The 24,175-nt window shown below is 64.8% G+C and carries 25 protein-coding genes; 15 read left to right on the forward strand and 10 right to left on the reverse strand.

Going from position 1 to position 24,175, the window contains the following annotated elements; translation table 11 throughout:
* Positions 1-143 precede the first annotated feature (143 nt).
* The 10 genes from ACQP2D_RS37590 (at position 144) to ACQP2D_RS37635 (ending at position 7,223) form a co-directional block, all read left to right on the forward strand.
* The gene (locus ACQP2D_RS37590) at positions 144-335 is read left to right on the forward strand and encodes a hypothetical protein (protein WP_433680665.1); all 192 of its coding nucleotides are present in this window, start codon (positions 144-146) and stop codon (positions 333-335) included.
* 38 nt (positions 336-373) lie between these two features.
* A complete protein-coding gene (locus tag ACQP2D_RS37595; RefSeq protein ID WP_433680666.1) occupies positions 374-1,636 on the forward strand; it encodes an FtsK/SpoIIIE domain-containing protein in 1,263 nt (420 codons plus the stop codon).
* Positions 1,633-1,956 carry a hypothetical protein gene (locus ACQP2D_RS37600; RefSeq protein ID WP_433680667.1) on the forward strand — a complete coding sequence of 108 codons (324 nt, stop codon included), beginning with the start codon at positions 1,633-1,635 and terminating at the stop codon, positions 1,954-1,956. The genes ACQP2D_RS37595 and ACQP2D_RS37600 overlap by 4 nt, the downstream gene beginning before the upstream one ends.
* The gene (locus ACQP2D_RS37605; RefSeq protein ID WP_433680668.1) at positions 1,953-2,162 is read left to right on the forward strand and encodes a hypothetical protein; all 210 of its coding nucleotides are present in this window, start codon (positions 1,953-1,955) and stop codon (positions 2,160-2,162) included. Before ACQP2D_RS37600 ends, ACQP2D_RS37605 begins: the two co-directional genes overlap by 4 nt.
* Positions 2,159-2,479, forward strand: a complete 321-nt coding sequence (locus tag ACQP2D_RS37610; RefSeq protein ID WP_433680669.1) for a hypothetical protein — start codon at positions 2,159-2,161, stop codon at positions 2,477-2,479. The genes ACQP2D_RS37605 and ACQP2D_RS37610 overlap by 4 nt, the downstream gene beginning before the upstream one ends.
* A gap of 148 nt (positions 2,480-2,627) precedes the next feature.
* Entirely contained in the window at positions 2,628-3,308 is a 681-nt protein-coding gene (locus ACQP2D_RS37615) for a DNA methylase (RefSeq protein ID WP_433680670.1), read from the forward strand.
* Positions 3,308-3,931, forward strand: coding sequence for a hypothetical protein (locus ACQP2D_RS37620; protein ID WP_433680671.1), 624 nt, complete (start codon positions 3,308-3,310; stop codon positions 3,929-3,931). Before ACQP2D_RS37615 ends, ACQP2D_RS37620 begins: the two co-directional genes overlap by 1 nt.
* Positions 3,931-5,718, forward strand: coding sequence for a replication initiator (locus tag ACQP2D_RS37625; RefSeq protein ID WP_433680672.1), 1,788 nt, complete (start codon positions 3,931-3,933; stop codon positions 5,716-5,718). The genes ACQP2D_RS37620 and ACQP2D_RS37625 overlap by 1 nt, the downstream gene beginning before the upstream one ends.
* Positions 5,719-5,730: 12 nt before the next feature.
* Positions 5,731-5,925 (forward strand): helix-turn-helix transcriptional regulator, encoded by a 195-nt coding sequence (locus tag ACQP2D_RS37630; protein WP_433680673.1) that lies wholly within the window; start codon positions 5,731-5,733, stop codon positions 5,923-5,925.
* A complete protein-coding gene (locus ACQP2D_RS37635; protein WP_433680674.1) occupies positions 5,925-7,223 on the forward strand; it encodes a site-specific integrase in 1,299 nt (432 codons plus the stop codon). The genes ACQP2D_RS37630 and ACQP2D_RS37635 overlap by 1 nt, the downstream gene beginning before the upstream one ends.
* Before the next feature lies 1 nt (position 7,224).
* Here ACQP2D_RS37635 and mmsB read toward each other — a convergent pair whose 3' ends face one another.
* The 5 genes from mmsB to ACQP2D_RS37660 all read right to left on the reverse strand — a co-directional run bounded on the left by mmsB (position 7,225) and on the right by ACQP2D_RS37660 (position 12,257).
* Complete coding sequence (gene mmsB / locus ACQP2D_RS37640; RefSeq protein WP_433680675.1) at positions 7,225-8,127, reverse strand: 3-hydroxyisobutyrate dehydrogenase; 903 nt, start codon at positions 8,125-8,127, stop codon at positions 7,225-7,227.
* Complete coding sequence (locus ACQP2D_RS37645; RefSeq protein WP_433680676.1) at positions 8,124-9,218, reverse strand: enoyl-CoA hydratase/isomerase family protein; 1,095 nt, start codon at positions 9,216-9,218, stop codon at positions 8,124-8,126. The genes mmsB and ACQP2D_RS37645 overlap by 4 nt, the downstream gene beginning before the upstream one ends.
* Entirely contained in the window at positions 9,215-10,354 is a 1,140-nt protein-coding gene (locus ACQP2D_RS37650; protein ID WP_433680677.1) for an acyl-CoA dehydrogenase family protein, read from the reverse strand. Before ACQP2D_RS37650 ends, ACQP2D_RS37645 begins: the two co-directional genes overlap by 4 nt.
* Before the next feature lie 29 nt (positions 10,355-10,383).
* The gene (locus ACQP2D_RS37655; protein WP_433685885.1) at positions 10,384-11,883 is read right to left on the reverse strand and encodes a CoA-acylating methylmalonate-semialdehyde dehydrogenase; all 1,500 of its coding nucleotides are present in this window, start codon (positions 11,881-11,883) and stop codon (positions 10,384-10,386) included.
* 125 nt (positions 11,884-12,008) lie between these two features.
* Positions 12,009-12,257, reverse strand: coding sequence for a hypothetical protein (locus tag ACQP2D_RS37660; RefSeq protein ID WP_433680678.1), 249 nt, complete (start codon positions 12,255-12,257; stop codon positions 12,009-12,011).
* 265 nt (positions 12,258-12,522) lie between these two features.
* Here ACQP2D_RS37660 and icmF point away from each other — a divergent pair, with 265 nt between their 5' ends.
* Entirely contained in the window at positions 12,523-15,741 is a 3,219-nt protein-coding gene (gene icmF / locus ACQP2D_RS37665; RefSeq protein ID WP_433680679.1) for a fused isobutyryl-CoA mutase/GTPase IcmF, read from the forward strand.
* 14 nt (positions 15,742-15,755) lie between these two features.
* Here the strand turns inward: icmF and ACQP2D_RS37670 are convergent, their stop codons facing one another.
* The gene (locus tag ACQP2D_RS37670; protein WP_433680680.1) at positions 15,756-16,157 is read right to left on the reverse strand and encodes a Dabb family protein; all 402 of its coding nucleotides are present in this window, start codon (positions 16,155-16,157) and stop codon (positions 15,756-15,758) included.
* A gap of 111 nt (positions 16,158-16,268) precedes the next feature.
* Here ACQP2D_RS37670 and ACQP2D_RS37675 point away from each other — a divergent pair, with 111 nt between their 5' ends.
* The 3 genes from ACQP2D_RS37675 (at position 16,269) to ACQP2D_RS37685 (ending at position 18,520) form a co-directional block, all read left to right on the forward strand.
* Complete coding sequence (locus ACQP2D_RS37675; RefSeq protein ID WP_433680681.1) at positions 16,269-16,898, forward strand: TetR/AcrR family transcriptional regulator; 630 nt, start codon at positions 16,269-16,271, stop codon at positions 16,896-16,898.
* Between the two features lie 73 nt (positions 16,899-16,971).
* The gene (locus tag ACQP2D_RS37680) at positions 16,972-18,036 is read left to right on the forward strand and encodes an amidohydrolase family protein (protein WP_433680682.1); all 1,065 of its coding nucleotides are present in this window, start codon (positions 16,972-16,974) and stop codon (positions 18,034-18,036) included.
* Positions 18,037-18,112: 76 nt separating this feature from the next.
* Positions 18,113-18,520 (forward strand): DUF3224 domain-containing protein, encoded by a 408-nt coding sequence (locus tag ACQP2D_RS37685; RefSeq protein WP_433680683.1) that lies wholly within the window; start codon positions 18,113-18,115, stop codon positions 18,518-18,520.
* Between the two features lie 6 nt (positions 18,521-18,526).
* Here the strand turns inward: ACQP2D_RS37685 and ACQP2D_RS37690 are convergent, their stop codons facing one another.
* Positions 18,527-19,291, reverse strand: a complete 765-nt coding sequence (locus ACQP2D_RS37690; protein ID WP_433680684.1) for a helical backbone metal receptor — start codon at positions 19,289-19,291, stop codon at positions 18,527-18,529.
* Positions 19,288-19,812 carry a TetR/AcrR family transcriptional regulator gene (locus ACQP2D_RS37695; RefSeq protein WP_433680685.1) on the reverse strand — a complete coding sequence of 175 codons (525 nt, stop codon included), beginning with the start codon at positions 19,810-19,812 and terminating at the stop codon, positions 19,288-19,290. Before ACQP2D_RS37695 ends, ACQP2D_RS37690 begins: the two co-directional genes overlap by 4 nt.
* A 73-nt stretch (positions 19,813-19,885) precedes the next feature.
* Here ACQP2D_RS37695 and ACQP2D_RS37700 point away from each other — a divergent pair, with 73 nt between their 5' ends.
* Positions 19,886-20,368, forward strand: a complete 483-nt coding sequence (locus tag ACQP2D_RS37700; protein WP_433680686.1) for an LIC_13387 family protein — start codon at positions 19,886-19,888, stop codon at positions 20,366-20,368.
* Positions 20,369-20,375: 7 nt separating this feature from the next.
* On the opposite strand, the gene ACQP2D_RS37705 is transcribed toward ACQP2D_RS37700, so the two are convergent.
* Complete coding sequence (locus ACQP2D_RS37705; protein ID WP_433680687.1) at positions 20,376-21,143, reverse strand: SWIM zinc finger family protein; 768 nt, start codon at positions 21,141-21,143, stop codon at positions 20,376-20,378.
* A complete protein-coding gene (locus ACQP2D_RS37710; protein ID WP_433680688.1) occupies positions 21,140-24,130 on the reverse strand; it encodes a DEAD/DEAH box helicase in 2,991 nt (996 codons plus the stop codon). The genes ACQP2D_RS37705 and ACQP2D_RS37710 overlap by 4 nt, the downstream gene beginning before the upstream one ends.
* Positions 24,131-24,175: the final 45 nt, after the last annotated feature.

A 24,175-nucleotide genomic window follows, 5' to 3' on the forward strand; every position in this document is an offset into this window, starting at 1 on the left:
TGCGTCATGTTCTGCGACGAACCTGCTCCGCTGCGCGATGGCGATTGCGTGATGTTCTGTGATCAACCGCAACCGCCTGCGGACCCGAACGGGTGTCGCTTGTTCTGCGAATTGGGCAAGCGCCCCGGTGAGGCGGTGGCGTGATGTTCGAAGCGATGTTCATCCGCCCGATGCTGGCGGGAATGGCGGTCGTTGTGGCGCTGGTTATCCTGCCTGCCGCGCTGTTGCTCACGGTTGGTCGTGAACCGGCTGCCCCGATCCCGACACCTGCCTCCCGTCCGGATGGATGCGTCATGTTCTGCGACACAACAACTTTCGATGGGGGTGAACGGTGATGTCGCTTGCACCGATTCTGTTGTCAACCGGTTTCACGATGAGCGTGACCGCGGCGATTGTCCGTTCCTGTGTGACGGTGCGTCGACCGGCTGAGTTGACCCATGAGCAGATCGTCGCGTCGGCTCCGGTGGAGTTGCGGCCAGCGGTGTTCGTGCTCGCTGATCTGAGGCAGACCTGCCGGATGCTCGAAGCCCTCGGCTTGGGCTCGATCGATGCCGGGTTCCCGCCGTTGGAGTCCTACGACTACGCCCCGCACGGCCTGAATGTCGAGTTCCTGATGCTGGCTGGTCAATCGCGTAAGGACTGGGCCAACGACAAGACCTTGGATGCGTTCGCTCATGTTCTCGGTGTGCCGAAGGTGACAGCGTTGTCACCTGCTCCCGGTTGGATTCGCTTGCAGCTGAGGGTGTTCGACACGCTCTCGGCACCGACAACGGCGTCGGGGGTTCACAACGGCGTGGACCTGCAAGCGGTCCCGGTCGGGATCACCGAAGACGGCGATATCGGCACGATTCCGATCCTGGGCACCCACGGCCTGTGTGCGGGGGCTACCGGCTCCGGTAAGGGCAGCGTCGCCTACTCGATCCTCGCTGGTGTGGCTCCGGCCATCCGTGACGGCTTGGTGGATGTGTGGTGCATCGACCCGAAGGGCGGTGTCGAGTTCGGTCCCGCGTCGGATCTGTTCGTCCGCTTCGCCTACAACTCCGTCGAAGACATCCTCGCCTTGTTGAAAGAGGCGGTCGGCGTGATGCAGAAACGCCAAGCCAACCTGCACGCCGCTGGCCTGCGCAAGCACATCCCGACCAGGGAAGAACCACTCATCTTGATCCTGCTGGATGAGGCGGCAGCGCTGTCGGCCTACGCCGACCGTGACACTCGCATCGCGTTCGAAGAACAGCTCGGCCTGCTGCTCACTCAGGCTCGCGCTACCGCGATGAGCGTGTGGGCGTTCGTGCAGGACCCCTCGAAAGAGAACATGCCGCAACGGCAACTGTTCCCGATTCGGATCGCTCTGCGCCTGGATGAACCGAACCAGGTTGGCATGGTCTTCGGGTCCGGTGCCCGTGACCGGGGTGCTCGTGCCGATGAGATCTCCGATGCCACACCCGGTGTCGGCTACATCGAACAGGACGGTTCACGGGACCTGACGCGTATCCGCTTCTACTGGGTCTCTGACGACAGTATCTCCGAACTGGTGCGCGACTACGCGCCGTGCCATGAAATCGCTCCTCTGACAACCGATTACAGCGATTTCGATCCGGATGACCTCGGTGACGATGAAGGGCCGGTGGCGGCATGAAACGAGGATTCGTGACCGAATGCCACGTCGTCATCTATTGCGATGTCTGCGGAGACATCTACTCCGACAACGCCCAAGGTGCGTGCTTCGACTCCGTACATCAAGCGGTGAACCACCTCAACGCTCACTGCGCGGGTATGGGCTGGCTCTACGACGGCGACAAGGTCATCTGCGACGGCTGTCGTGCCGCTGCCCGCTGCGAGGCCAACGGCCACACCTTTCCCGACTCCTGGCAGAGCGTCACGCGACTGCTGGGCATCGCTTCCCGTTCCCGTACCTGCGACGTGTGCGGGATTCCCGAAATCGAGGATCTGCCATGAAAAATCACATCAACCGCGACCAGGACCGTGACGAGCTCGACGCCGTCGTGCATGTCCGCTCCGTGCGTCGCTGCCACCTGGAGCGTTCCGGTCTGGACTCGATCGGTGTCGCGGTGCGTCTGCTCGCCGAGACCGGGGACCTTCCCGGCTGGGATGACGCACTCGACATCGACGGCGACGACTCCGATTGGGGCTGGGCGGCATGAGCGGGTATTGGAAACCGGGCCGCGGTATCGACTTCTACCGCGTCGGTGTCGTGGTCGATGAGGGGCGTATCAGGGAACGCTGCGAGGTGTTCGCCCAGTTCAGTGGCGACACCACCTATGACGGCGACGTGCAGCTGACCTTCCATCGCGAAGCGGGATTCAAAGCCGTCGCGCACCTGGTCATGACCGTCGATGACGCGGTCGCGGTCCTCGCCGTACTGCGAGGCGCGATCACCGAAGCCCTGACAGCGAAAGGCCAGCAGCATCAACCGATTACAGCGGTCCATGTCCTCACCGATCGAACGGGGGCGGCATGAGCGACAAGACGAGACCCGAAGTCCGGCCAGTGAATCCGATCGTGGCTGCCGCCGCGGCAAGCATCCGACGTAAGCGCGGCAAAACCGATCTACACGCGCCGTGCCGGGGCCAACTGAGCTTGTTCGACCTACCCGAAGGAAAGAAGTCATGAACCGCACACCGCGGCTGCTGGATCTGTTCTCCTGCGCGGGTGGTGCCGCGATGGGCTACCACCGTGCCGGTTTCGAGGTCGTCGGCGTCGACATCCTCACCCAACCGCGTTATCCGTTCGAACACCATGTCGCTGACGCTTTGGAGTTCTTGGCCGCTCACGGCGAGGAGTTCGATGTCATCCACGCTTCACCACCGTGCCAGGCATACAGCCCGCTGCACGCCCTGTCTCCGCATCTGGAGTATCCGGATCTGGTCGCGGCTACCCGCTCGGCGTTGGACGCGCTGGGAAAGCCCTACGTGATCGAGAACGTCATGGCAGCGCCGTTGGATCGGGATCACTCGATCGTGTTGTGCGGTGGCATGTTCGGGTTGCGTACCTACCGGCACCGCCGATTCGAAAGCCGAATCCCGCTGCGTCCACCGACCCATCCCAAGCACGTCATCCGCACGGCTACCCGTCAACGTCGTGCACGGTGGGCGCAAGGCTGGCACATCTCGGTGACCGGCGATGTCGGCCGCTACGTCGGACCTGAGGCGATGGGTATCGACTGGATGAGCGGTGACGAACTGTGCCAAGCGATCCCACCCGCCTACACCGAACACATCGGCGAGCAACTGCGCACCCACCTGACCGATCCATCCGGCCGAATGGCCCTGTTCGAGGCGGTGGCCTGATGAACACCAAGCAAAGCAAATCCGACCTGTTCGACCTGATCGGGCTCGCGATCCTCAACACAGCGTGGTGGGTGTTTATCGCTGCCGGTGTGACGGCGTGGTGGGCGGTGTTGTTCCCGATGATCTCGATCCCGCTCGCGGTCGCGGTCACGGTGGGGGTGTTGATGGGTTGGCCGGTGGGTGTCGTGGTGGTCGGGGTGTCCGCCGCGGGGATCATGCTGTGGCGGCGCAGTCGTCCGGAGATGTTCGAGCGGTGGGTGACCCGACGTGCACGTACCCGGTTCCTGGCTTGGTTCCGTTACCGGCGTCGGTGGGTTCGGCTCGCGAAAGCCTGCCACCTGGACATCACTCGCGAGGATTGGACACTCGTCCCGAAACTGTTGTCTGTCGAGGTCGGTCAGTCTACGGATCGGCTTCGGGTGCGGATGCTGGAAGGCCATTGCCCCGCCGACTTCGAGAACCGTGTCGAACACCTCGCTCACGCGTTCGGCGCACAAGAATGCCGTGCGAACGTCACTGGCCCCGGAACCGTGGAATTGCTTATGCGCCATGGTGATTCGCTGGCCGAACCCATCGCCTTGCCGCCCATCAACGGAGACCGTTGGCGGAAGGATGCTGCCTGATGACTACCAACACCGCGGCACCGATCGAATCGGCTCGTGAGACGGCCGCTGAGCGACGGGCTATGCCGAACCTGGTCGATATCGCTGAAGCGGCGGCGGAGAAGTGGGGTGTGTGCAAGCGGCCGATCCCGATGCGCGCGTTCAACCCCGACACCGGTGAGTCGAAATACGTTGCCGCGGCGTGCAAATCGACCCGGGAATCGGACTGCCCCGCCTGTGCGGCCAAGGCCTGTGCTCTGCGGGTCACCCAGTGCGGTGAGGGCTGGCACATGGAAACCGAACCGGTCAGCGATCGCAAGCCCCCGACCGAACATCAGCAAGCCGTGCTGACCGCTCGCGCTGATTTCCTGGCCAATTACAAAGCGGCCCGCGAATCCGGCGACGAGGACGCCGCGCAGGGCTTCCGCAACGTGATCACTGACCTGGATCGGGAACTGCGCGAGTCGGGGCTCCAAGGCCGTATCCCGGGCATCGACGCAGAGACGAAACCTCGCCGGTCCCGTTCGACCAAGCGTCGCCAGGACATGCCGAACCTGCCACGCAGGAAGGTCGACAAGGCCACGATCGGCCGTCAATTCGCTGGTAAGCATCGCCCGTCGACGTTCAGGACGGCCACGCTGCCCTCCTATGGTGCGTGCCATCGTGACGGCGCGGTGAACCGCAAGGGCGAGGTGTGCGGGGACGGTTCGCCGATCAATCCGGACACCTACGACTACCGGCGCGCGGCACGTGACGCGATGTTCTTCCCGATGCTGTGGGATCGCACCTCCCAGAACTGGCGGCGCGGAACCGGGCGAGATGTGCAGTACTTCGCGACCGTGGAACCCCAACGCCGCGGGGCCCCGCACATCCATATCGCCGCCCGGGGAACCGATCCGCACGAGCTGATGAATCAGATCTTCGCCGGAACCTATCACTCGGTGTGGTGGCCGCATTTCGACCACGAGGTCTACACCGACGACCGGATGCCGGTCTGGGACTACCCCGCCGGCCGATTCGTGGATCCGGACGAGATCGATCCCGAAACCGGGAAGCCGGTGCCGCTGCCTACCTTCGATGAAGCATTGGCCCGTATGAAGGAAATGGATGACCAGCAACCCGCGCACGTCATCCGCTGGGGTGTGCAGTCGGACACGAAGGACATTGGCGTCGATGATGACGGCGCGGCCCTCGACGCTGATGGGGAGCATGGTCCCGTACGTCCAGGTAAGGCCAAGGGTGTACTTGCCGGTGAGGATGCTCGGAAGCTGATCGGCTACCTGACTAAATACCTCACCAAATCAATCGGTGAGGTTCTCGATGCACCGAACGAACGCACCCGTCGCCACTATGAACGGCTGCACCACGAGCTGCAGCGCACTCCGTGCTCACCCACGTGTGCGGTGTGGCTGCGTTATGGCATCGCCCCGAAAAACGCTACGGCCAAGACTCAGCCGGGCCGCTGCAAGGGCAAAGCCCATCGTCGGGACACCCTCGGCTTGCGTGGTCGGCGGGTGCTGGTGTCGCGGCGGTGGAGCAACAAGACCTTGCCCGATCACAAGGCGGATCGCATCGAATTCGTTCGGCAAGTGCTTGCCGCGGTGGGCATCGCCAAGTCTGAGCAAGCCAGCAAGTGGGTAGTGCGACTGACCGAACCGAGTGATCCCGATGTGCCGTCGCGTGAACAGCTGATCATGTCCGCGGTCGCTCAACGCTCGCTCTGGCAACCCGATTACCTCGCAGCGATGGCCCAGATAACGGACCTACCAGGGGCACAAGAAGTTTCGGCAATCCAGGAAGCAGCGTAGGAAGGGGCAGCGATGAGTGATGAGCGGGTTTGGCTGACTCGTGACGAGCTTGGCGAACGATGGCGGATCAAGCCCAAGACCTTGGCGAATTGGGCCGCATCGGTGCCGCTCAAGGGTCCGCGTTTCGTGAAGGTCGGTGGCTACGTTCGGTATGCGCTGGCTGATGTCGTCGCGTATGAGGATGCACTGTTGGCGGAGGCAGCGTAATGCCTCGTGAAGCGCTGGAACCTGGTGGCTATCCGCCGAAGGACAAGCTCCAGCCGGTGAAGGGCGCTGATGGTGTCTGGCGGCTGAGCGAGGTACGTCACCGGGCGATCAATGGTGAGTATGTGCGGTCGTCCGGCAGTGGTCCGACGCGTGATCTGTGCATGGCAGCGTTCTGGGAGAACTTCGAGAAGAACCGGTTCAAGGGATCGGTGCGGCGCAAGCGGCGGACTCGAAAGACCGTGCTGTTCAAGCCGACTGACAAAATGAGCGCGGTCCTCAAGCATCACGCTGATGTTCTTCGGCAAAGATTCGAGAAGGGCGAGATCAAGGAACGCAGTTACTACCTCTACCGCACTGCGATCTATCCGAGTGACAGTCCGCGAGCGAAAGAGGATGCGATCAAGCTCGAAAACGAGCTCGGTGCGTTCACGATCGCCGAGGTTGGTCGACCATCCGAATTGGCCTCGTATGTAGCGGATATCGCGGAGATCGCTCCAGGCATGGCGTTGCGGCATCACACGATCCTCACCGCTGTATTCAGGATGTTGACCTTGCAGGGCCTGTACGACGATTCACCGATGCGGTTGGTGCCGCGGCCGGATTTGAACGGTGGTGGGCAACGCGCGCTCGATGTGGATAGCCGTGCCGAGTTCGTGAAACTGTTGTGCGACAAGGGAAGAACGCCGCGCAATCATGACTATGTGCTGCCGTTCGGCCTGACCGTCCTGGGTACTGGTGTGCGCCCGGGTGAGGGTCTCGCGTTGCGCTGGATGGACATCCCGGACCTGGACGATGACACCGTGGAAAGAGCGGTGGCGCATATCTGCGGCACGATCGTGAAACCGGTCGGCAGGAAGCCCTATAGGCAGGATGGCCGCAAGGCGGGTGACTCGTACTACGTCACGCTTCCTCGATGGCTCACGAGTGAACTGAGGGCGTGGAAACTGGTGTGTGCGCCGACCGATGAGACCGCGCTGATGTTCACGCTCAGCGGTGAGCCGATCGCTCCGGATGTTGCAGGTTATGCGTTGGAATGCCTGCGCGTTGGGACGGGCTTGGATTGGATGACGTGGGGCAATCTGCGTGACACGGTAGCCACCGAGGTGAAGGGCAAGACGGGCGACAGTAAGCGTGCCAGTGCCCAGCTGGGTCACTCGGAGGGGTCCTCGATGGCTACCCGTCACTACATCGACCGTCAGGGGTACAAGCGCGCCGCCGTCGACAACGCTGAGGCGCTGGAGAGCCTGTACCCGGAAAATGACGGTAATCTGACGGTTTCGGTCCGGTTCGGCCAGTAGCCTAAGCCCCTGACCTGCTGTTATTGGTCCTATCTCGGATATCCGTGACGATAGCGGAGAAGTCCCTTCCCGCCTGCGCCTGGTTGAAACGGGCGTAGATCTCGGCGGCGAGCAGGCCGAGTTGACCGTCGACGCCGTTATCGCGCAGGGCGTTCGCGGCCAGACCCAGGTCCTTGGTCATCAGCGCGGTGGCGAATCCGGGCTGGTAGTCGTTATTGGCCGGGCTGGTCGGCACCGGACCCGGGACCGGACAGTAGTTGGTCAGCGCCCAACTCTGGCCGGAGGCGGTGGAGACCACATCGAAGAACGACTGGTGGCTCAGGCCCAGCTTCTCGCCGAGGACCAGCGCCTCGGACAGGCCGATCATCGAGATGCCGAGCAGCATGTTGTTGCAGATCTTGGCGGCCTGGCCGACGCCGGAACCGCCGCAGTGCACGACCTTGCCACCCATCACCTGGAGCACGTCGAGCGCATCGGCGAAGTCGGCCTCGCCGCCGCCGACCATGAAGGTCAGCGTGCCGGCGGCAGCGCCCGCGACACCGCCGGAGACCGGGGCGTCCAGTGCGCGATGACCCGCATCGCTGGCGAGGACGGCCGCCGCCTTGGCGTCGGCGACATCGATGGTGGAGCAGTCGATGAACAGGGTGCCGGCATCGGCGGCGGCCAGCAGGTCGGCGTAGACGTCGAGAACCAGTTTGCCGTTGGGCAGCATGGTGATCACGACATCGCGGCCAGCGGCGGCCGCGGCGGCCGAATCCACCACGGTGGCACCGTCTTTGCGCGCCTGCTCCTGTGCGGCGGGGACCGGATCGAAGGCGAGGACGTCATAGCCGGCCTTGACCAGGTTCGCGGCCATCGGCCCGCCCATATGGCCGAGACCGAGGAAACCGATCTTCTTCGTCACTTGCTTTCCTCCGGTGTTGTCCGGTCGCCGCGCGCACTCCGCTGCGGCAAACCCAGTTCCCTATCGCCCAATTCGGCGAAGTACGCGTCGACCTGCGCAGCGGTGACATCGGCGAGCGTCGCGGGCGACCACTGCGGATTGCGGTCCTTATCGATCACCTGCGCGCGAATGCCTTCGACCAGATCGTGCGAGGACAGCGCGGCGATCGACACCCGGTACTCCTCGTTCAGCACCGCCTCGAGGCTTGTCGCGGCGCGGGCGGCGCGCAGCGAACGCAGCGTCACCTTGAGCGCCACAGGCGATTTGGCGAGCAGTTCGGTGGCCGCCTTGGCGGTCTCCGGTGATCCGTGCGACCGCAACCGATCGACGATCTCCTCGACGGTATTTGCGCTGTAGCAGGCGTCGATCCAGTCCTGCTGGGCGAGGAGTCCGGATTCCGGTGCGTCCGTGGCGAATTTGGCGATGGCGATCTCGGCGGTCTCGGTACGCAGCGTTTCCAGCAGTGCCGGAATGTTTTCCGAGGCCACGTAGTAGTCGGCGAAGCCCGCGGCAATGGCGTCACCGGCACTCATCCGCGCGGTGGTCAACGCGACATGCGTGCCGATTTCACCGGGGGTGCGGGCGAGCAGGTAGGTGCCGCCGACATCGGGGACGAAGCCGATACCGACCTCGGGCATGCCGATCTTGGAGCGTTCGGTGACGATGCGATGGCTGCCGTGGCCGGAGAGTCCGACGCCGCCGCCCATCACAATGCCGTCCATGACCACGACATACGGCTTCGGATAGCGGCCGATCAATGCGTTGAGCACATACTCGTCGCGCCAGAAGACACCGGTAGCCGAATCGGCTGTGGTGGCACCGCTTTTCGCGTCATTGTGAATGGCGACGATATCGCCGCCCGCGCACAGACCGCGCTCTCCCGCACCGGTGACGACGACGGTCTGCACCTCGTCATCATCGACCCAGGCCTGCAATGCGGCGGTAATGGCAAGGGCCATCGGATGATTCAGCGCATTGATGGCCTTGGGCCGGTTCAGCGTGATCAGACCGAGCCCGTCACGCTTGTCGATAATGACTTCGGACTCGTTCATGCTGCTCCTACCACCGAGCGGGCGACGACCACCCGCATGATTTCATTGGTGCCCTCCAGAATCTGGTGCACCCGCAGATCGCGGACGATCTTCTCCACGCCGTATTCGGCCAGGTAGCCGTACCCGCCGTGCAATTGCAGCGCCTTGTTCGCGACCTCGAATCCGGCGTCGGTGGCGAATCGCTTTGCCATGGCGCACAATTCGACCTTGTCATCGGCATCGGCATCCAACGCGGCCGCGGCTCGCCATAGCAGAGTCCGTGCGGCTTCCAGCGAGGTGCGCATATCCGCGAGCTGGAATTGCAGTGCCGGATTGTCCAGCAGTCGGTTGCCGAAGGCCTTGCGCTCGGCCAGGTATGCCACCGACTTGTCCAGCGCCGACTGGCCGCCGCCGAGCGAGCAGGCGGCGATATTGAGCCTGCCGCCATTGAGTCCGTTCATGGCGATACGGAAGCCATTGCCCTCGATGCCGAGCATATTGGCGGCGGGCACCCTGGCGTTGTCCAGAATCACCTGACGGGTGGGCTGCGCATTCCAGCCCATCTTCTTCTCATTGGCGCCGAACGAAATCCCCGGAGTATCGGCCGGAACAATGAACGCCGAAATCCCGCGTGCACCAGCATCGCCGGTGCGCGCCATGATGACGTACACATCGGTACTGCCCGCACCGGAGATGAATTGCTTTACTCCGGTGAGCAGATAGTCGTCACCGTCGCGAACGGCCTTGGTACTCAGGGCTGCCGCATCCGATCCGACACCCGGCTCGGTGAGCGCGTAGCTGCCGAGCCATTCCATCGAGGTCAGTCGGGGCAGCCAGTGGTTGCGCTGCTCCGCGTTGCCGTAGCTGTCGATCATCCACGAAACCATGTTGTGGATGGAGATATACGCCGCGATGGCGGGGCAGCCGGTGGCCAGCTGCTCGAAGATGCGCACGGCGTCGAGCCGGCGCAGTCCGGAGCCACCGACATCCTCGCCGATATAGATGCCACCCATGCCGAGCGAGCCCGCCTTGCGCAGCACATCCACCGGAAAGTGCTTCTGCTCATCCCATTCCAGGGCGTTCGGGGCGAGATATTCGTCGGCGAAGTCGCGCGCCATCGCGGTGATGGCGCGCTCGTCGTCATCGAGTGCGAACACGATCGTCAACCTCTCGTCGGATCGCTCGGTCAGTCCATCGTCGGAATGACGAAGTGGTTGCTGTCCTTCAGACCGGCGGGCCAGCGCTGGGTGACCGTCTTGGTCTTGGTGTAGAAGCGAATCGAATCCGGGCCGTGCTGGTTCAGATCGCCGAAACCGGAGCGCTTCCAGCCACCGAAGGTGTGGTACGCGATCGGCACCGGAATCGGCACATTGATGCCGACCATGCCGACCTGGACGCGGGCGGCGAAATCGCGCGCGGTGTCACCGTCGCGGGTGAAGATTGCGACACCATTGCCGTACTCGTGCTCATTGGGCAGGGCGAGCGCCTCGTCGTAGTCCTTGGCACGCACGATCGACAGCACCGGACCGAAGATCTCCTCCCTATAGATCCGCATTTCCCGGGTGACCTGGTCGAAAAGCGTCGCGCCCGTGAAGTAACCGCCCTCGCCGCCGTCCACCGCCAGGCCACGGCCGTCGATCACCAGTTCGGCGCCCTCATCGATGCCGATCTGGATGTAGTTCTCGACCCGGCCGAGCGCGTCCTTGGTGACCAGCGGGCCGAAGTCGGCGCCCGCGTCGTCGGAGCGTCCGACATTCAGCTTGGCGATCCGCTCGATCAGCTTCTCGCGCAGGCGATCCGCGGTCTCCTGGCCGACCGGGACGGCGACCGAGATGGCCATACAGCGCTCGCCCGCCGAGCCGTAACCCGCGCCGATCAGCTGGTCGGCGACATCGTCGAGGTCGGCATCGGGCATGACGATCGCGTGGTTCTTGGCGCCGCCGAAGCATTGCGCGCGCTTGCCGTTCGCGGTGGCGGTTTCGTAGATGTACTGCGCGATCGGGGTGGAGCCGACAAAGCCGACGGCCTTGACGGTCGGCGAGTGCAGGATCGCGTCGACCGCTTCCTTATCGCCGTTGACCACGTTGAACACACCCGCGGGCAGACCGGCCTCGAGGAACAGCTCGGCCAGTCGCAGCGGCACCGACGGGTCGCGCTCGGATGGCTTGAGCACGAAGGCATTTCCACATGCCAGCGCCGGGCCGGCCTTCCACAGCGGGATCATGGCCGGGAAGTTGAACGGGGTGATCCCCGCGACCACGCCGAGCGGCTGACGCATGGAGTAGACATCGATGCCGGTGCCCGCGCTCTCGGTGTACTCGCCCTTGAGCAGATGCGGGATGCCCGCCGCGAATTCGATGACCTCGATGCCGCGCTGGATATCGCCCTTGGCATCGGCAATGGTCTTGCCGTGCTCGGAAGACAACAGGGCCGCAAGGGAATCCATCTCGTCCTGCACCAGCGTCAGGAATTTCATCAGCACCCGCGCCCGCTTTTGCGGATTGAACGCGGCCCACACCTGCTGCGCCTCGGCGGCATTCGCGATGACGGCATCGACCTCGGCCTTGGACGCCAGCGGCACCCGCGCCTGCACCTCGCCGGTATTCGGATCGAAGACATCGCCGAAGTTGCCCGAGGCCCCGGCGACATGCTGTCCGCCGATGTAATGAGTCAGTTCGCGAACCATGCCAGTCCTGTTCTCGTAGTCGACGCCGCGCATCGCGCGATCTACGGGCATCCTATAGTTGGATGTCCAAGTAAAATAGCGGCGCGGCCGGAGTGTGATCGATCCCACGGCAACCGCCGAGCGAACTACGACCCCCGTGCGACCAGCCGGTGTGGGCGGTGCTGGCCTACGTTCGGCCTGGTCGGCGGACCGAATTCGGCGATCGCCGCGACCGCGACGGCATCGCGCATACCGGTCGCGACCGCCGGTGCCTCCACCGCGGTCCAAGCTCCGGAGCCGATTTCGCACCACCATGCGATCCGGTCGACGCACTCGGCGATCCACCGTCGGACAGCACCGGACTTCGGAGCCTCGCGCGACACATCTGCATTCATTTCGATGCACCACCTTGCGAATTCGTCCGAACCGAGGAGCCCGCGAAGGGCGCCGCCACTGTCCATCGGAACTCGAGTCCGGGCGAATGTCGCGAGTTGCGGTCACGGTGAACCGAATTATTCGGCAGCCATGCGGCTCCCTCTTTCGAGCAGCCCGCCAGTAGTCGTCGAGGCGCGTTCACCTAGCGCTGTGACCGCCATCACCGTAGAATTAGTTTGACGTCCTAGTATCGGGCGCCATACAGGATCTCCCCCGGAGGACCCCGTGGCCGATAGCACCGCGCTCCACACGCCCACCCATCCCGTCCGATTCGTGACCTCGGCCGCGCTATTCGACGGGCATGATGCCGCGATCAACATCATGCGGCGGATTCTGCAGGCGCAGGGTGCCGAGGTCATTCACCTAGGTCACAATCGCGCGGTCAGCGAGGTCGTCGACGCGGTGCTCACCGAGGATGTCCAAGGCGTCGCGGTGAGTTCGTATCAGGGCGGGCACGTCGAATACTTCGAATACCTCGCCGATGCGCTGAAAAAGGCCGGGGCCGACCATGTTCGGATCTTCGGTGGCGGTGGCGGGGTGATCGTCGCCGAGGAGATCGCGCGACTTGCCGAATCCGGTGTCACCATCTTCTCCCCCGAGGACGGCCAGCGACTCGGCCTGCCCGGCATGATCAATCAGCTCATTCGTGCCTGCGATATCGATCTCGCCACCGAGCCGCCGGTGCTGGACGCGGTGCTCGCCGGTGAGCGGGCCGCACTCGCCCGTGCGATCACCTGCCTGCAGCAGGACACGCTGCCGGAATCCGATCGGCAGGCCCTGGCGACGGCCGCCGCCGCCCGCACCGTGCCGGTCCTCGGCATCACCGGCACGGGCGGTTCCGGAAAGTCCTCGCTCACCGACGAATTGGTGCGCCGTCTGCGTTCGGATCAGCAGGACAAACTGCGGGTCGCGATTCTCGCGGTGGATCCGACCCGACGGCGCGGCGGCGGTGCGCTGCTCGGCGACCGCATCCGGATGAACGCCCTCGATGGCGAGCACATCTTCTTCCGTTCACTGGCCACTCGCGGCGGCCACGAATTGCCGCAGAATATCGATGCCATCGTGGCCGCCTGCAAAGCAGCGGGATACGACCTGGTGATCCTGGAAACCCCGGGAATCGGCCAGGGCGATGCCGCGATCACCGACCACGTCGATGTGGCGATGTATGTGATGACACCGGAATTCGGCGCGGCCTCCCAGCTGGAGAAGATCGATATGCTGGATTTCGCGGATGTGGTGGCGATCAATAAGTTCGAGCGCCGCGGCGCCGAGGACGCACTGCGGGACGTATCGCGCCAGCTGATACGCAATCGCGAGGAGTTCGCGAAGTCTCCCGGGGATATGCCGGTATTCGGCACCAGCGCGGCCACCTTCAACGATGACGGGGTCACCGCGCTCTACCAACACCTCACCGGATTGCTCGCCGCGCGCGGTCTGCCCATGGAGCCGGGCGTACTTCCGAGGGTGAACACTCGCGCCTCCACCAGATTCGCGCAGATCATTCCGCCTGCCCGGGTGCGCTATCTCGCCGAGATCGCCGAAACGGTGCGTGACTACCACGCCGTGACCGCCGAACAAATCGTCGCGGCACAACGCGTGCAGCGCCTCGACCAAGTGGCGGCCGAACTGCCCGAGGAGACCGCGGTAGCCGAGCTGGCCGAAAAGGCGCGCGCCGCACTGCATGCCGATAATGCCGCACTGCTCGCGGACTGGCCCGTACTCGCCGAGTCCTATCGGGGCGAGGAGCAGGTGGTGCGGGTCCGCGATCGCGAGATCCATACCCCGCTGCGCCGGGAGACATTGTCCGGCAATTCCATTCCGCGCGTCGCGCTGCCCCGATTCACCGACCACGGTGAACTGCTGCGGTTCCTGCGTTCGGAAAATCTACCCGGCCGCTTCCCGTTCACCGCGGGCGTCTTCGCATTCAAGCGCGATAACGAGGATCCCGCGCGGATGTTCGCGGGCGAGGGCGATCCGTTCCGTACCAATCGGCGGTTCAAGGTGCTCAGCGAACATGCCGAGGCGACCAGGCTTTCCACGGCCTTCGATTCGGTGACGCTCTACGGTCACGACCCCGCCGAACGTCCGGATATCTACGGCAAGGTGGGCACCTCGGGTGTTTCCATCGCCTCGCTCGACGATATGAAGGCGCTCTACGACGGCTTCGATCTGACCGCGCCGACCACCTCGGTCTCGATGACGATCAACGGCCCGGCCCCGACCATCCTGGCCTTCTTCCTCAATACCGCCATCGACCAAGCACTGGAACGCTTTTCGGCCGCCGAGGGCCGCGAGCCCAGCGCCGAGGAGGCCAGCGACATCACCGCGCGGACCCTGGCGACGGTGCGCGGCACCGTACAGGCCGACATCCTCAAAGAGGACCAGGGCCAGAACACCTGCATCTTCTCCACCGAATTCAGCCTGCGCATGATGGCCGATATCCAGGAATGGTTCGTGCGCAACGGCGTTCGCAATTTCTACTCGGTCTCGATCTCCGGCTATCACATCGCCGAGGCCGGTGCGAATCCGATCAGCCAGCTGGCCTTCACCCTGGCCAATGGATTCACCTATGTCGAGTCATATCTCGCGCGGGGGATGGAGATCGACGACTTCGCACCGAACCTGTCGTTCTTCTTCTCCAATGGCATGGATCCGGAGTATTCGGTCATCGGCCGGGTCGCCCGGCGGATCTGGGCGATTGCCATGCGAGATCGCTACGGCGCCAACGATCGTTCGCAGAAGTTGAAGTACCACGTCCAGACCTCGGGCCGCTCACTGCACGCACAGGAGATGAGCTTCAACGACATTCGCACCACCCTGCAGGCGCTCATCGCCATCTACGACAACTGCAATAGCCTGCACACCAATGCCTATGACGAGGCGGTGACCACGCCCACCGCGGAATCGGTGCGCCGTGCGCTGGCCATTCAGCTCATCATCAACCGCGAGTGGGGCGTCGCGATGAACGAGAACCCGCTCCAGGGCAGCTTTCTCATCGATGAACTGACCGATCTCGTCGAGGAGGCCGTACTCGCCGAATTCGATCGCATCAGCGAGCGGGGCGGAGTCCTCGGCGCCATGGAGACCGGCTACCAGCGCGGCAAGATCCAGGATGAATCCATGCGGTACGAGCACCGCAAACATGATGGCTCACTGCCGATCATCGGCGTCAATACCTTCCGCAACCCGAACGGGGAACCGCATCGGGTCATCGAATTGGCGCGCGGCACCGAAGCGGAGAAGCAATCACAGCTCAAGCGTGTGCGCGAATTCCAGAACAACCATCGCGACGCGGCACACGCCGCTCTCGCCCGCCTGGACGCGGTGGCCCGCACCGACGACAACATCTTCGAGGTCCTGATGGACGCCGCCCGCGTCTGCACCCTGCAGCAGATCACCGACACCTTCTTCACCGTCGGCGGCCAGTACCGCCGCAACGTGTGAAATAGGTGGGGCGCTCAGAAGATTCGCACCTCCGGAATCGAATCCATCTGACGCGCCCACTCTGGGTACTTCGCCAACTTCGCCTCGTGCAGCGCCATGATCTTGCGGCGCAGTTCGGGATCCGGGTCATCCGATACGTCGGGTCCGATGGCGACCTTCTGGAAGTGCGGGATGATCTGCGGATCACCGGCCAGGTGCACCGGATCGTGCAGATAACGCTCCAGCGCCGCCAAGTCTTCGATGCCGACGCAGTAGGCGTGGGTCAGCCCCTCGCCGACGTCGCCCAGATTCTGGCCGACGGTAGCGAATGAGACCGATCCAACCGATGCCGTGCGCTGCATGAGTGCGAGCACCTCGGCCTTCTGTTCCTCGGTGGTCTCGGCACGGAAACCGAAGCGCAGCAGATGAACGATCATGGATGCCTCCTGTTTTGAACTAATGAGTTCAATCTAGATAACTGACTGGTCAATTTACAAGAGTGAACCCGTGAGTTCATTCGAGGACGTGTCAGGCGCTAACATGCAGGAGTGACGGGAACGACGGCGGCGCGCGGCCGCATCGATAAGCGGCAGGCGATCCTGGACGTCGCATTCACCGTCTTCGCGCGGCGCGGCTACGACAAGGCCTGCGTGCAGGAGATCGCGGACGAGGCGGGTGTCGCCAAGCCGACCGTCTACAACCACCTCAATGACAAGCAGACCCTGTTCCGGCAGGCCGTACTCGCCGCAGCCGATGCCGTATCCGCCGAGACCCTGGCGATCATCGACCGACTCCGCGAACCCGGCGACGACCTCGCCGCCACCCTCACCGCGACGGCGCGAGCGCTGCTCGCCGAGTGTTCGAACGACCGCGCCCGTTCGCTGCGCGCGCTGACCTACGCGCAGCTCGCGGCCTTCCCCGACCTGGCCGACACCGTGCTGGAGCGCACCTCGCGACGCATTGCCGAGGCGCTGGCCGATCGGCTCGCTCGACTCGCCCTTTCCGGTCGTCTGCGGACCAACGATCCGGCGCAGGCCGCCGAACAGCTGCTCGCCCTGCTCACCGCGCCACTGGAGGCGCGGTCCCGGCTCGGCACCCGCGAGGTGAGCGCGGCCGAACAGCGCGATATCGCCGACGCGGCGGTGCGGACCTTCCTGTCCGCGTACGGGTCCCGCTGATTGCGAACGCGACCGAATACGCCCATGTGACAATCGCGACATCAGGGCTTCGACACGATTGGGGACGGCGGACATGGCGCTATCGGACATCCGGATAATCGACGCGCATATTCATCAATGGGACCCATTCACCACGCCCCGTGAATTCAGCCCGGTCGCGAAGGTGTTCCGGGCGGTGCCGCTACCGATCGATGTGGCCAAATGGCTGGCACCGCGTAAGGATCGCGAATTCGTCGGGGATCCTTCGGCTTACGCGCATGAATACCTGCCGGCGAACTATCGCGCGGATGCCGCTGACCTGCCGGTCGAGGCGATCGTGCACATCGAGGTCGCGTGGACCGGGCCGGACAAGTCCGAGGAGACGGCGTGGGTGGCCGGGCTGCCATTCGGCGGCGACAATCCCGGCCTCGGCGCGATCATCGGCGCCGCCGATCCCGCGGCACCGGATTTCGCCGAACTCCTCGATGCGCACACCGCCGCGGCACCGCTGCTGCGCGGCATTCGCGCGCATGTGGCGCATCACCCCGATGCGGGCGTGCGGCCGTACACGAAGATCGAAAGCGCGCTCACCACAAAGGAATTCCTGAACGGCTTCGCACTGCTCGCCGAGCGCGGGCTCACCTTCGAAGCCTGGCTGTATTCGCACGCACTACCGGATCTGACCGCATTGGCCCAGCGCTATCCAGAGGTGCCGATCGTGCTCGACCATCTCGCCACCCCGGCGGGCATCTTCGGTCCGATCGGCAAACACACCGGCGCCAATCCGAGCCAGCGCCGGGAATTGTTCATCCGCTGGCGTGACGACCTCACCGCGCTCGCCGAAAATGCCAATGTGGTGGCCAAAGTCAGCGGCCTCATGATGCCCGTGCTCGGCCACCCGGTCCCACGACGCGGCACTTCGACCCCCGTTCCCGTGCTACTGGACCGAATTCGCCCGCTCTTCGCGCACGCCTATGACGTCTTCGGACCCGAGCGGCTGCTCTGGGGATCCAATTTCCCAGTGGACAAACCGATAACGACCATCCCCGACAGCGTCGAGATCATCGCCACCGCGATCGCCGAGCGCGGTGGCGGCCACCAGGAACTCGAACAGATATTCCGCACCAACGCCCAGCGGACCTATCGGATCGAATCCTGATTCGCCGATGGCCGTCGGGCGGTGCGCAGTGCGATGAATCCGCCGATTGTCGGTGCCGATCGTTACCATCTGCCCCATGAAAGCAACCGGCACCTTCGCCGTCGCCTCCTTCGTCCCCACCGACGTCGTGCCGGATCCGGCCGTCACCACCGCGCTGCCGGTCGGCATCGCCACCATCTCGAAGGAATACGCCGGTGAGATCACCGGACGCTCCGCGACCCTGTTCACCGCCGCCTTCGACCAGGCGACGGGTACGGGGACCTATGTCGCCATGGAGTCGTTCGAAGGCGCGCTGCACGATCGCGCGGGCAGTTTCAACTTCGCGCATTCGGCAAGCACCCACGGCTCCGATCGCACCGCCGAATTCTTCACCATTGTCCCGACCAGCGGCACCGGCGAGCTGAACGGTATCTCCGGCACCGGCGGCCTCACCGTCGACAGCGATGGCGTGCACCACATCTGGTTCGACTACGAACTCGACTGACCGTCCTCAGGCGATGAAGGCCTCGCCGATCTGGCGGGTCAATGTGTCTCGGGCCGTGGCGAGTGACGGCCCGTACCAGGTGAGGCTGCGGCCTTCGACCAGGGCAACCGTAAGGCCCGGAAAGGCGTCGGGGCCATCCGATCTGGTGAATACGTAGGGCTCATCCGGAAGCAGGACGAGTTCGACATCGCGGGTCAACTCGTCCTCGGCAATGTGTGGGTAGCGCCCGGGGCGGTCGGCGTGTACGAGCCGGAGGCCGAGGCGCGCGGCCAGGTCGCCGGTGAAGGTGTCATGGCCGACAACCATCCAGGGATTGCGCCAGATCGGGATCACCGCATTGCGCCACGGTTCGGGAGGTGTTGTAGCCCAGGACGATTCGGCTACGCCGAGCCAATCCGGCACATCACTGCCCAATGCTTCGGTGAATAGTCGGCGCAGCGAGGCGAAGCCTTCCTCCAAGGTCTCGATTTTGGTGACCCACACCGGTATATCCGCATCGCGCAGGCGCTCGACATCGATGCGCCGGTTCTCTTCCTGATTGCACAGCACCAGATCCGGCGCGAGTTCGATGATTCGGCGCACATTCGGGTTCTTGGTGCCGCGCACCCGCTCGACGGCCAGATCGGCGGGATGCGTACACCAATCCGTCACCGCGACAAGGATTTCGGGACGGCTCACCGCGATGGCTTCGGTCAGGGACGGAACCAGCGACACCACCCGTCGAACCGAACGGCCGATCGCGACGGTTGCGCCGAGATCATCGATGGTCATGACAGGACCCGGCGGCAGAGGATGCGCAACCGTTCGGGGGGCACGGTCGGCAGTACATTGCCCGCGCCGAGTACGAGCAGGTAGAGGATCTGCGCCGTCTCCTCGGCCGCGTCCTCGGCGTATCCGCAGTCCATGAGCAGGGTGCGCAGGACACCGAGCCGGGTGTTGTCCACGCGTTCCTTCGCCGCGGCGGCGATCGGATCGTCCAGCGCCCAAGCGCGCACGGCCACCTCGATACTGGCGGGTTCGTCATCCTCGAGCACCAGATCGATGAGCAGTTCGAGCCGACCGCGCGGATCGAGGTCGGCCGCCTCGATCTCGCGCAGATATCGCGTGGTGTGCTGCTCCTCGAAGTAACCGAGCAGCGCGGATTTGTAGCCGGGCATGCCCGAAAAGTGGTGGTAGAACGATCCGGTGCTGAGTCCGGTCGCCGCGACCAGCTTGTCGATCGTGAGCCCGGTCGGCCCGGCTGTGCCGAGGATCACCAGCCCTGATTCCAGCCATGAAGTCTTGCCCGCCACGATCACCAGCCTATAACATAATTTTTGTTCTGTTCTGGAACTCGCCCAAAATTTCGCGTTTACGGAGGTCGCGATGACCGCGATGACCACATCGTCCGCACCCACCGCCAGCAGATCCGCCCGCTGGGCCGCACCCGTTCAGATCACGGGTGCCGCACTCGTCGGGCTGATCGGAGCGGCACACTTGCTCGTCGTGCACACCTTCAATGGCGAGGACTCCGCCGGCGAAGAGGTGATCAACGAACTGTCCAGGAGCACGACGACCGCGCTGTTCGACGGTGGCAGGCAGATCAGCGTCTTCGATCTCGATACCGGTTACAGCGTCGGAATGGGTTTGTTGGGAATGCTTTTCGGGCTGCTGGTGATCGGCGCGGTCCGCGCCGCGCCGCAGTTGATCGCCCGCTGGTCGTTGTTCAATGCCATCTGTGTGGCGACAGCGGGTGGACTGTGCTGGATTGCGGCGCTCTACTTTCCCGAACCGGTGATCGCGGTATCCGGCCTCGCGACACTGTGTTTCGCGGCCGTACTGGTGGCCGGTCCCGTCGAACGGCGCTGAACCGCGATCAACGATCCAGCGCGTCATAGAGCGCGCGCAGATCGCGCAGCCCGGCCGCGGCCATCGGCTCGTCCTCGGCGATCATCCGCAGCGCCCGGCGCAGCAGTATCGGATCCAGATCATCGATGGCTGGACGGAATTCGACCTTCGGCAGGTCGGGCAACTGCGTGCGATCGCCGTAGGGATCGTCGGATACCACCGGGCGCGTATCGCGTTCGATGCCGACAACGAGCGTATCCAGGTCGAGGCCGCGCAGGGTGAGGATTTCGCGGGGACGCTCGTCGAGACGTTCGGCGAGCAGATAGCAGACCGCCGCCACATGCTTACAGGGCCAGCCGGGGTCCGGGCAGGTGCAGGAGAAGTCGAGGTCCGCGGCCGTCGTCGGGAGCAGATGTTCGCCCAGGCTGATCGGCAAAGCGCCGGAGGCGATTTCGGCGAGCACGCCGGGCGCGGTCCGGATGGTCTCGACGAGCAGTTCCAGCTCCTCATCGCGCAGCGGCCGAATGGCGAAGACCGCAGTGAACGGGCGCGGCTGACTTCCCTGCACTTCCGCGGTGACCGCACCCGGCTCGATCCGGTAGCTCACCACCTGCCCGGCCCTGGCGTAGGTGCGGCCGCGCGCCAGGCGACCGGGTTCGGCCATTGCCTCGACCGCCTCGATCAGCGCCTTACCCCACCAGGTGCGCGCGAATCCGCCACGGCGGCTGCGCGCTTCCACCCCGCCCTTGACCGGACGGCGCTTGCCGTACTTGCGGTAATCCTCGAAGGGGCTCAATCGCCGACCGCCTCGGCGCCGAGGGCGAAGAGCTGGTGCAGCTCGTCGGTGCTCAATTCGGTGATCCAGTTCTCGCCGGCGCCGATGGCCAGATCGGCGAGTTGGCGTTTGCCGCTGATCATTTCGTCGATCTTCTCCTCGATGGTGTCGACGCAGATCAGCTTGCGGACCTGCACATTGCGCTGCTGACCGATCCGGAAGGCCCGGTCGGTGGCCTGGTTCTCGACCGCCGGATTCCACCAGCGATCCAGGTGCACAACATGATTGGCCGCAGTGAGATTCAGTCCGGTGCCACCGGCTTTGAGCGATAGCAGCATCAGCGGCGCGCCGCCCGGCTCCTGGAATCGCTCGACCATGGTGTCGCGCTGCTTCTTGGGAACCCCGCCGTGCAGGAAGGGAATCGCGGTGCCGAAGCGCTCGATGAGATACGGGGCGATGAGATCACCGAATTCGCGGAACTGGGTGAACAGCAATGCCTTCTCGCCGTCCGCGAGCACCGCGTCGAGAACGTCCTCGACCAGTGCGAGCTTGCCGGAGCGGTGGCGGCCCCGGTGCAGTACACCCGAACCGTCACCGAGGAAATGCGCGGGATGGTTGCAGACCTGCTTGAGCCGGGTCAGCGCGCCGAGCACGGCACCCTTGCGCGCCATACCCTTCGCATCCTTCAGTTTGGCCATCATGTCGTCGACCACCGCCTGGTACAGCGCCGCCTGCTCGACGGTCAGGTTGGCGCGCACCGTCATCTCCAGCTTCTCCGGCAGATCGCTGATGACGGTGGGATCGGTCTTCACTCGGCGCAGCACGAACGGCTGGGTCAGGGTGCGCAGCCTACTGATCGCGTTCTCGTCCCGATCGCGCTCGATCGGCACGGCGAAGCGGGCACGGAAGGTCTGTGCGCTGCCGAGCACCTTCGGCATGGTGAAGTCCAGAATCGAGCGCAACTCCTCCAACCGGTTCTCCACCGGAGTTCCGGTGAGCGCCAACCGATGTCGCGCGGGCAGCGCGCGGGCGGCCTTCGCCTGCCTGGTCCCGGCGTTCTTGATGTGCTGTGCCTCGTCCAGCACCACGCGGTCCCATTGCTGGCGGGCCAATTCGACCGCGTCCCTTGCCAATAGCGAATAGGTGGTGATCACCAGATCGGCATCGGCGACGGCTTCGTCGAGTTCGTCGCCGACCCGCCGCCCCGCGCCGTGATGCACCAGTACGCGCAGGTCCGGCGCGAACCGCTCGGCTTCGCGCTGCCAGTTGCCCACCACCGACATCGGGCACACGAGCAAGGTCGGCCCCGGTGCACCATCGTCCGGCCGGATGCGGCCCTCGAGCCGTCCGGCTCCGCCGCGCCGCGCCGCGCTGAGCGAAATGACTTCCGCCGCAACGTATTGCGCGGCATCCCCGGATTCGTTGGCCGCGACCGGTGGCGCGGTGTGCACCTCTTGGCCGGTGCGGGCGGCGCCCTCGGTCAGCGAGCGGCCGGTCTCGCGTTCGTGCACCAGCAGGGCGAGCACCTGCACCGTCTTCCCCAACCCCATATCGTCAGCGAGGATTCCACCCACGCCATAGCGGCTCATGGTGGCGAGCCAGGCGAGGCCGCGTTCCTGGTACGGCCGCAATTGCGCTTTGAGGCCGACCGGCGGGGTGACCGGTTCGAGTTCGCGGGTCCGGTCCAGAAGGTCCGCGGCCCAGCCGGTCGCGGTGACCTCGGTGATCGGCACCTTCTCGACATGACCGGTGACGAGTTCGCCGACCAGATCGGCGAAGGTGATTTCGGAGTCGTCGAGATGGGCTGCGACATAGCGAGCGGCCGCGGCCAGCATCTTGTGGTCGGCCTGCACCCATTCGCCGCGCAACTGCACCAGATCCGATTTCGAGCGGATCAGCCGGGCCATTTCGGCCTTGGTCAGCACGGTATCGCCGAGCGCGAGTTCCCAACGGTAGGAGACGAGTCCGCGCATGCCGACGGTGCTCTCCGCGGCGGGGACGGCGCTGTCCACCCGCAGCCGCATGGTCGGCGCGGTGATATTCCAGGCCCGCGGCAGCAGCAGCCGGACACCGGCCGCCTGCAACGCGTGCGCACCGTGCTCGACCAGATCCGCGACCACCTGGGTCGGCAGCAGCAGATCCATCGACTGCGGATCGTTCGGCAGGTCACGCAGGCGCGGATAGGCCCGCGTCGCCTCCCCCAGCTTCTCGATCGCCGTCCGTACCAGCACCGGATCACCCAGCAGCGGAACCGGATTCGGTGCCTCACCGTCGGTGCGCAAACAGACCTGCAATCGCCACAGCGCCACCGAATCATCGGCATCAGCGTCGACATCGGCCTCGCCGAAAGCGATATCGCCCTCCGGCTCCAGCAGCCGCAGCACCAACTCCGGCTCATCCCCGGTCAGACTCGCCCGCCAGCGTTCCAGTACCTCGGCGAGCTGATGGCTGCCGCCATCGAGGGCGGCATCATCGATCAGCGCGGCCACCAGCGGATGCGCCGACGGCGGCGGATCCATCAGCTCCCTGGCGATCGGATCGGCGAGCTCGGTGACCATATCCTCGAGCAGCATTGCGGGCTTCCCCGCGACGCGCAGTGCGGGCGGCATCGCCACCGCCAACTCCGCCAGCCACGCGCGCTGCCGCTCCCCGCCGACCAATCGCCATCGCACCCACCACTGCCCGTCATCCCGGCGCAGCTCCGGTGCCACCCGCCCGGCCCGCACCCAGCGCTCGACCCCGTGCGCCACATGCGCGAGAAACCGCAGATCCCCCGAAACCGCCTCGACGGGCAGCCGCTGGCGCAAGGCCACCGCAGCCGCAGCGGGCACCATCGCATGCGCCCGAACCTGCTCGGTCTCCGCCTCCACCCCGTTGACCAGCACCTGCGCGCGATGCCGGAATTTCGACACCGCCAGCACCGCGCCCAGCGGATCGGGCAGCGCGACAACCGGGGCCTCCTGCCACAGCAGCAACCCCGATCCCGGCGACCACAGACCGTGCAGCATCACCCCATCCAATCAGGTGCCTCCGACAACGATCGGGCGACGGCG

The organism is Nocardia sp. CA-119907 (genome assembly GCF_050955995.1).
In the GTDB taxonomy this organism is placed as follows: domain Bacteria; phylum Actinomycetota; class Actinomycetes; order Mycobacteriales; family Mycobacteriaceae; genus Nocardia.

Coding starts and splice junctions, on each gene's coding strand:
- ACQP2D_RS37590 (WP_433680665.1), top strand. CDS start 144: ATGTTCGAAGCGATGTTCATCCGCCCGATGCTGGCGGGAATGGCGGTC.
- ACQP2D_RS37595 (WP_433680666.1), top strand. CDS start 374: ATGAGCGTGACCGCGGCGATTGTCCGTTCCTGTGTGACGGTGCGTCGA.
- ACQP2D_RS37600 (WP_433680667.1), top strand. CDS start 1,633: ATGAAACGAGGATTCGTGACCGAATGCCACGTCGTCATCTATTGCGAT.
- ACQP2D_RS37605 (WP_433680668.1), top strand. CDS start 1,953: ATGAAAAATCACATCAACCGCGACCAGGACCGTGACGAGCTCGACGCC.
- ACQP2D_RS37610 (WP_433680669.1), top strand. CDS start 2,159: ATGAGCGGGTATTGGAAACCGGGCCGCGGTATCGACTTCTACCGCGTC.
- ACQP2D_RS37615 (WP_433680670.1), top strand. CDS start 2,628: ATGAACCGCACACCGCGGCTGCTGGATCTGTTCTCCTGCGCGGGTGGT.
- ACQP2D_RS37620 (WP_433680671.1), top strand. CDS start 3,308: ATGAACACCAAGCAAAGCAAATCCGACCTGTTCGACCTGATCGGGCTC.
- ACQP2D_RS37625 (WP_433680672.1), top strand. CDS start 3,931: ATGACTACCAACACCGCGGCACCGATCGAATCGGCTCGTGAGACGGCC.
- ACQP2D_RS37630 (WP_433680673.1), top strand. CDS start 5,731: ATGAGTGATGAGCGGGTTTGGCTGACTCGTGACGAGCTTGGCGAACGA.
- ACQP2D_RS37635 (WP_433680674.1), top strand. CDS start 5,925: ATGCCTCGTGAAGCGCTGGAACCTGGTGGCTATCCGCCGAAGGACAAG.
- ACQP2D_RS37645 (WP_433680676.1), bottom strand. CDS start 9,218: ATGAACGAGTCCGAAGTCATTATCGACAAGCGTGACGGGCTCGGTCTG.
- ACQP2D_RS37655 (WP_433685885.1), bottom strand. CDS start 11,883: ATGGTTCGCGAACTGACTCATTACATCGGCGGACAGCATGTCGCCGGG.
- ACQP2D_RS37660 (WP_433680678.1), bottom strand. CDS start 12,257: ATGAATGCAGATGTGTCGCGCGAGGCTCCGAAGTCCGGTGCTGTCCGA.
- ACQP2D_RS37670 (WP_433680680.1), bottom strand. CDS start 16,157: ATGATCGTTCATCTGCTGCGCTTCGGTTTCCGTGCCGAGACCACCGAG.
- ACQP2D_RS37680 (WP_433680682.1), top strand. CDS start 16,972: ATGGCGCTATCGGACATCCGGATAATCGACGCGCATATTCATCAATGG.
- ACQP2D_RS37685 (WP_433680683.1), top strand. CDS start 18,113: ATGAAAGCAACCGGCACCTTCGCCGTCGCCTCCTTCGTCCCCACCGAC.
- ACQP2D_RS37690 (WP_433680684.1), bottom strand. CDS start 19,291: ATGACCATCGATGATCTCGGCGCAACCGTCGCGATCGGCCGTTCGGTT.
- ACQP2D_RS37700 (WP_433680686.1), top strand. CDS start 19,886: ATGACCGCGATGACCACATCGTCCGCACCCACCGCCAGCAGATCCGCC.
- ACQP2D_RS37710 (WP_433680688.1), bottom strand. CDS start 24,130: ATGCTGCACGGTCTGTGGTCGCCGGGATCGGGGTTGCTGCTGTGGCAG.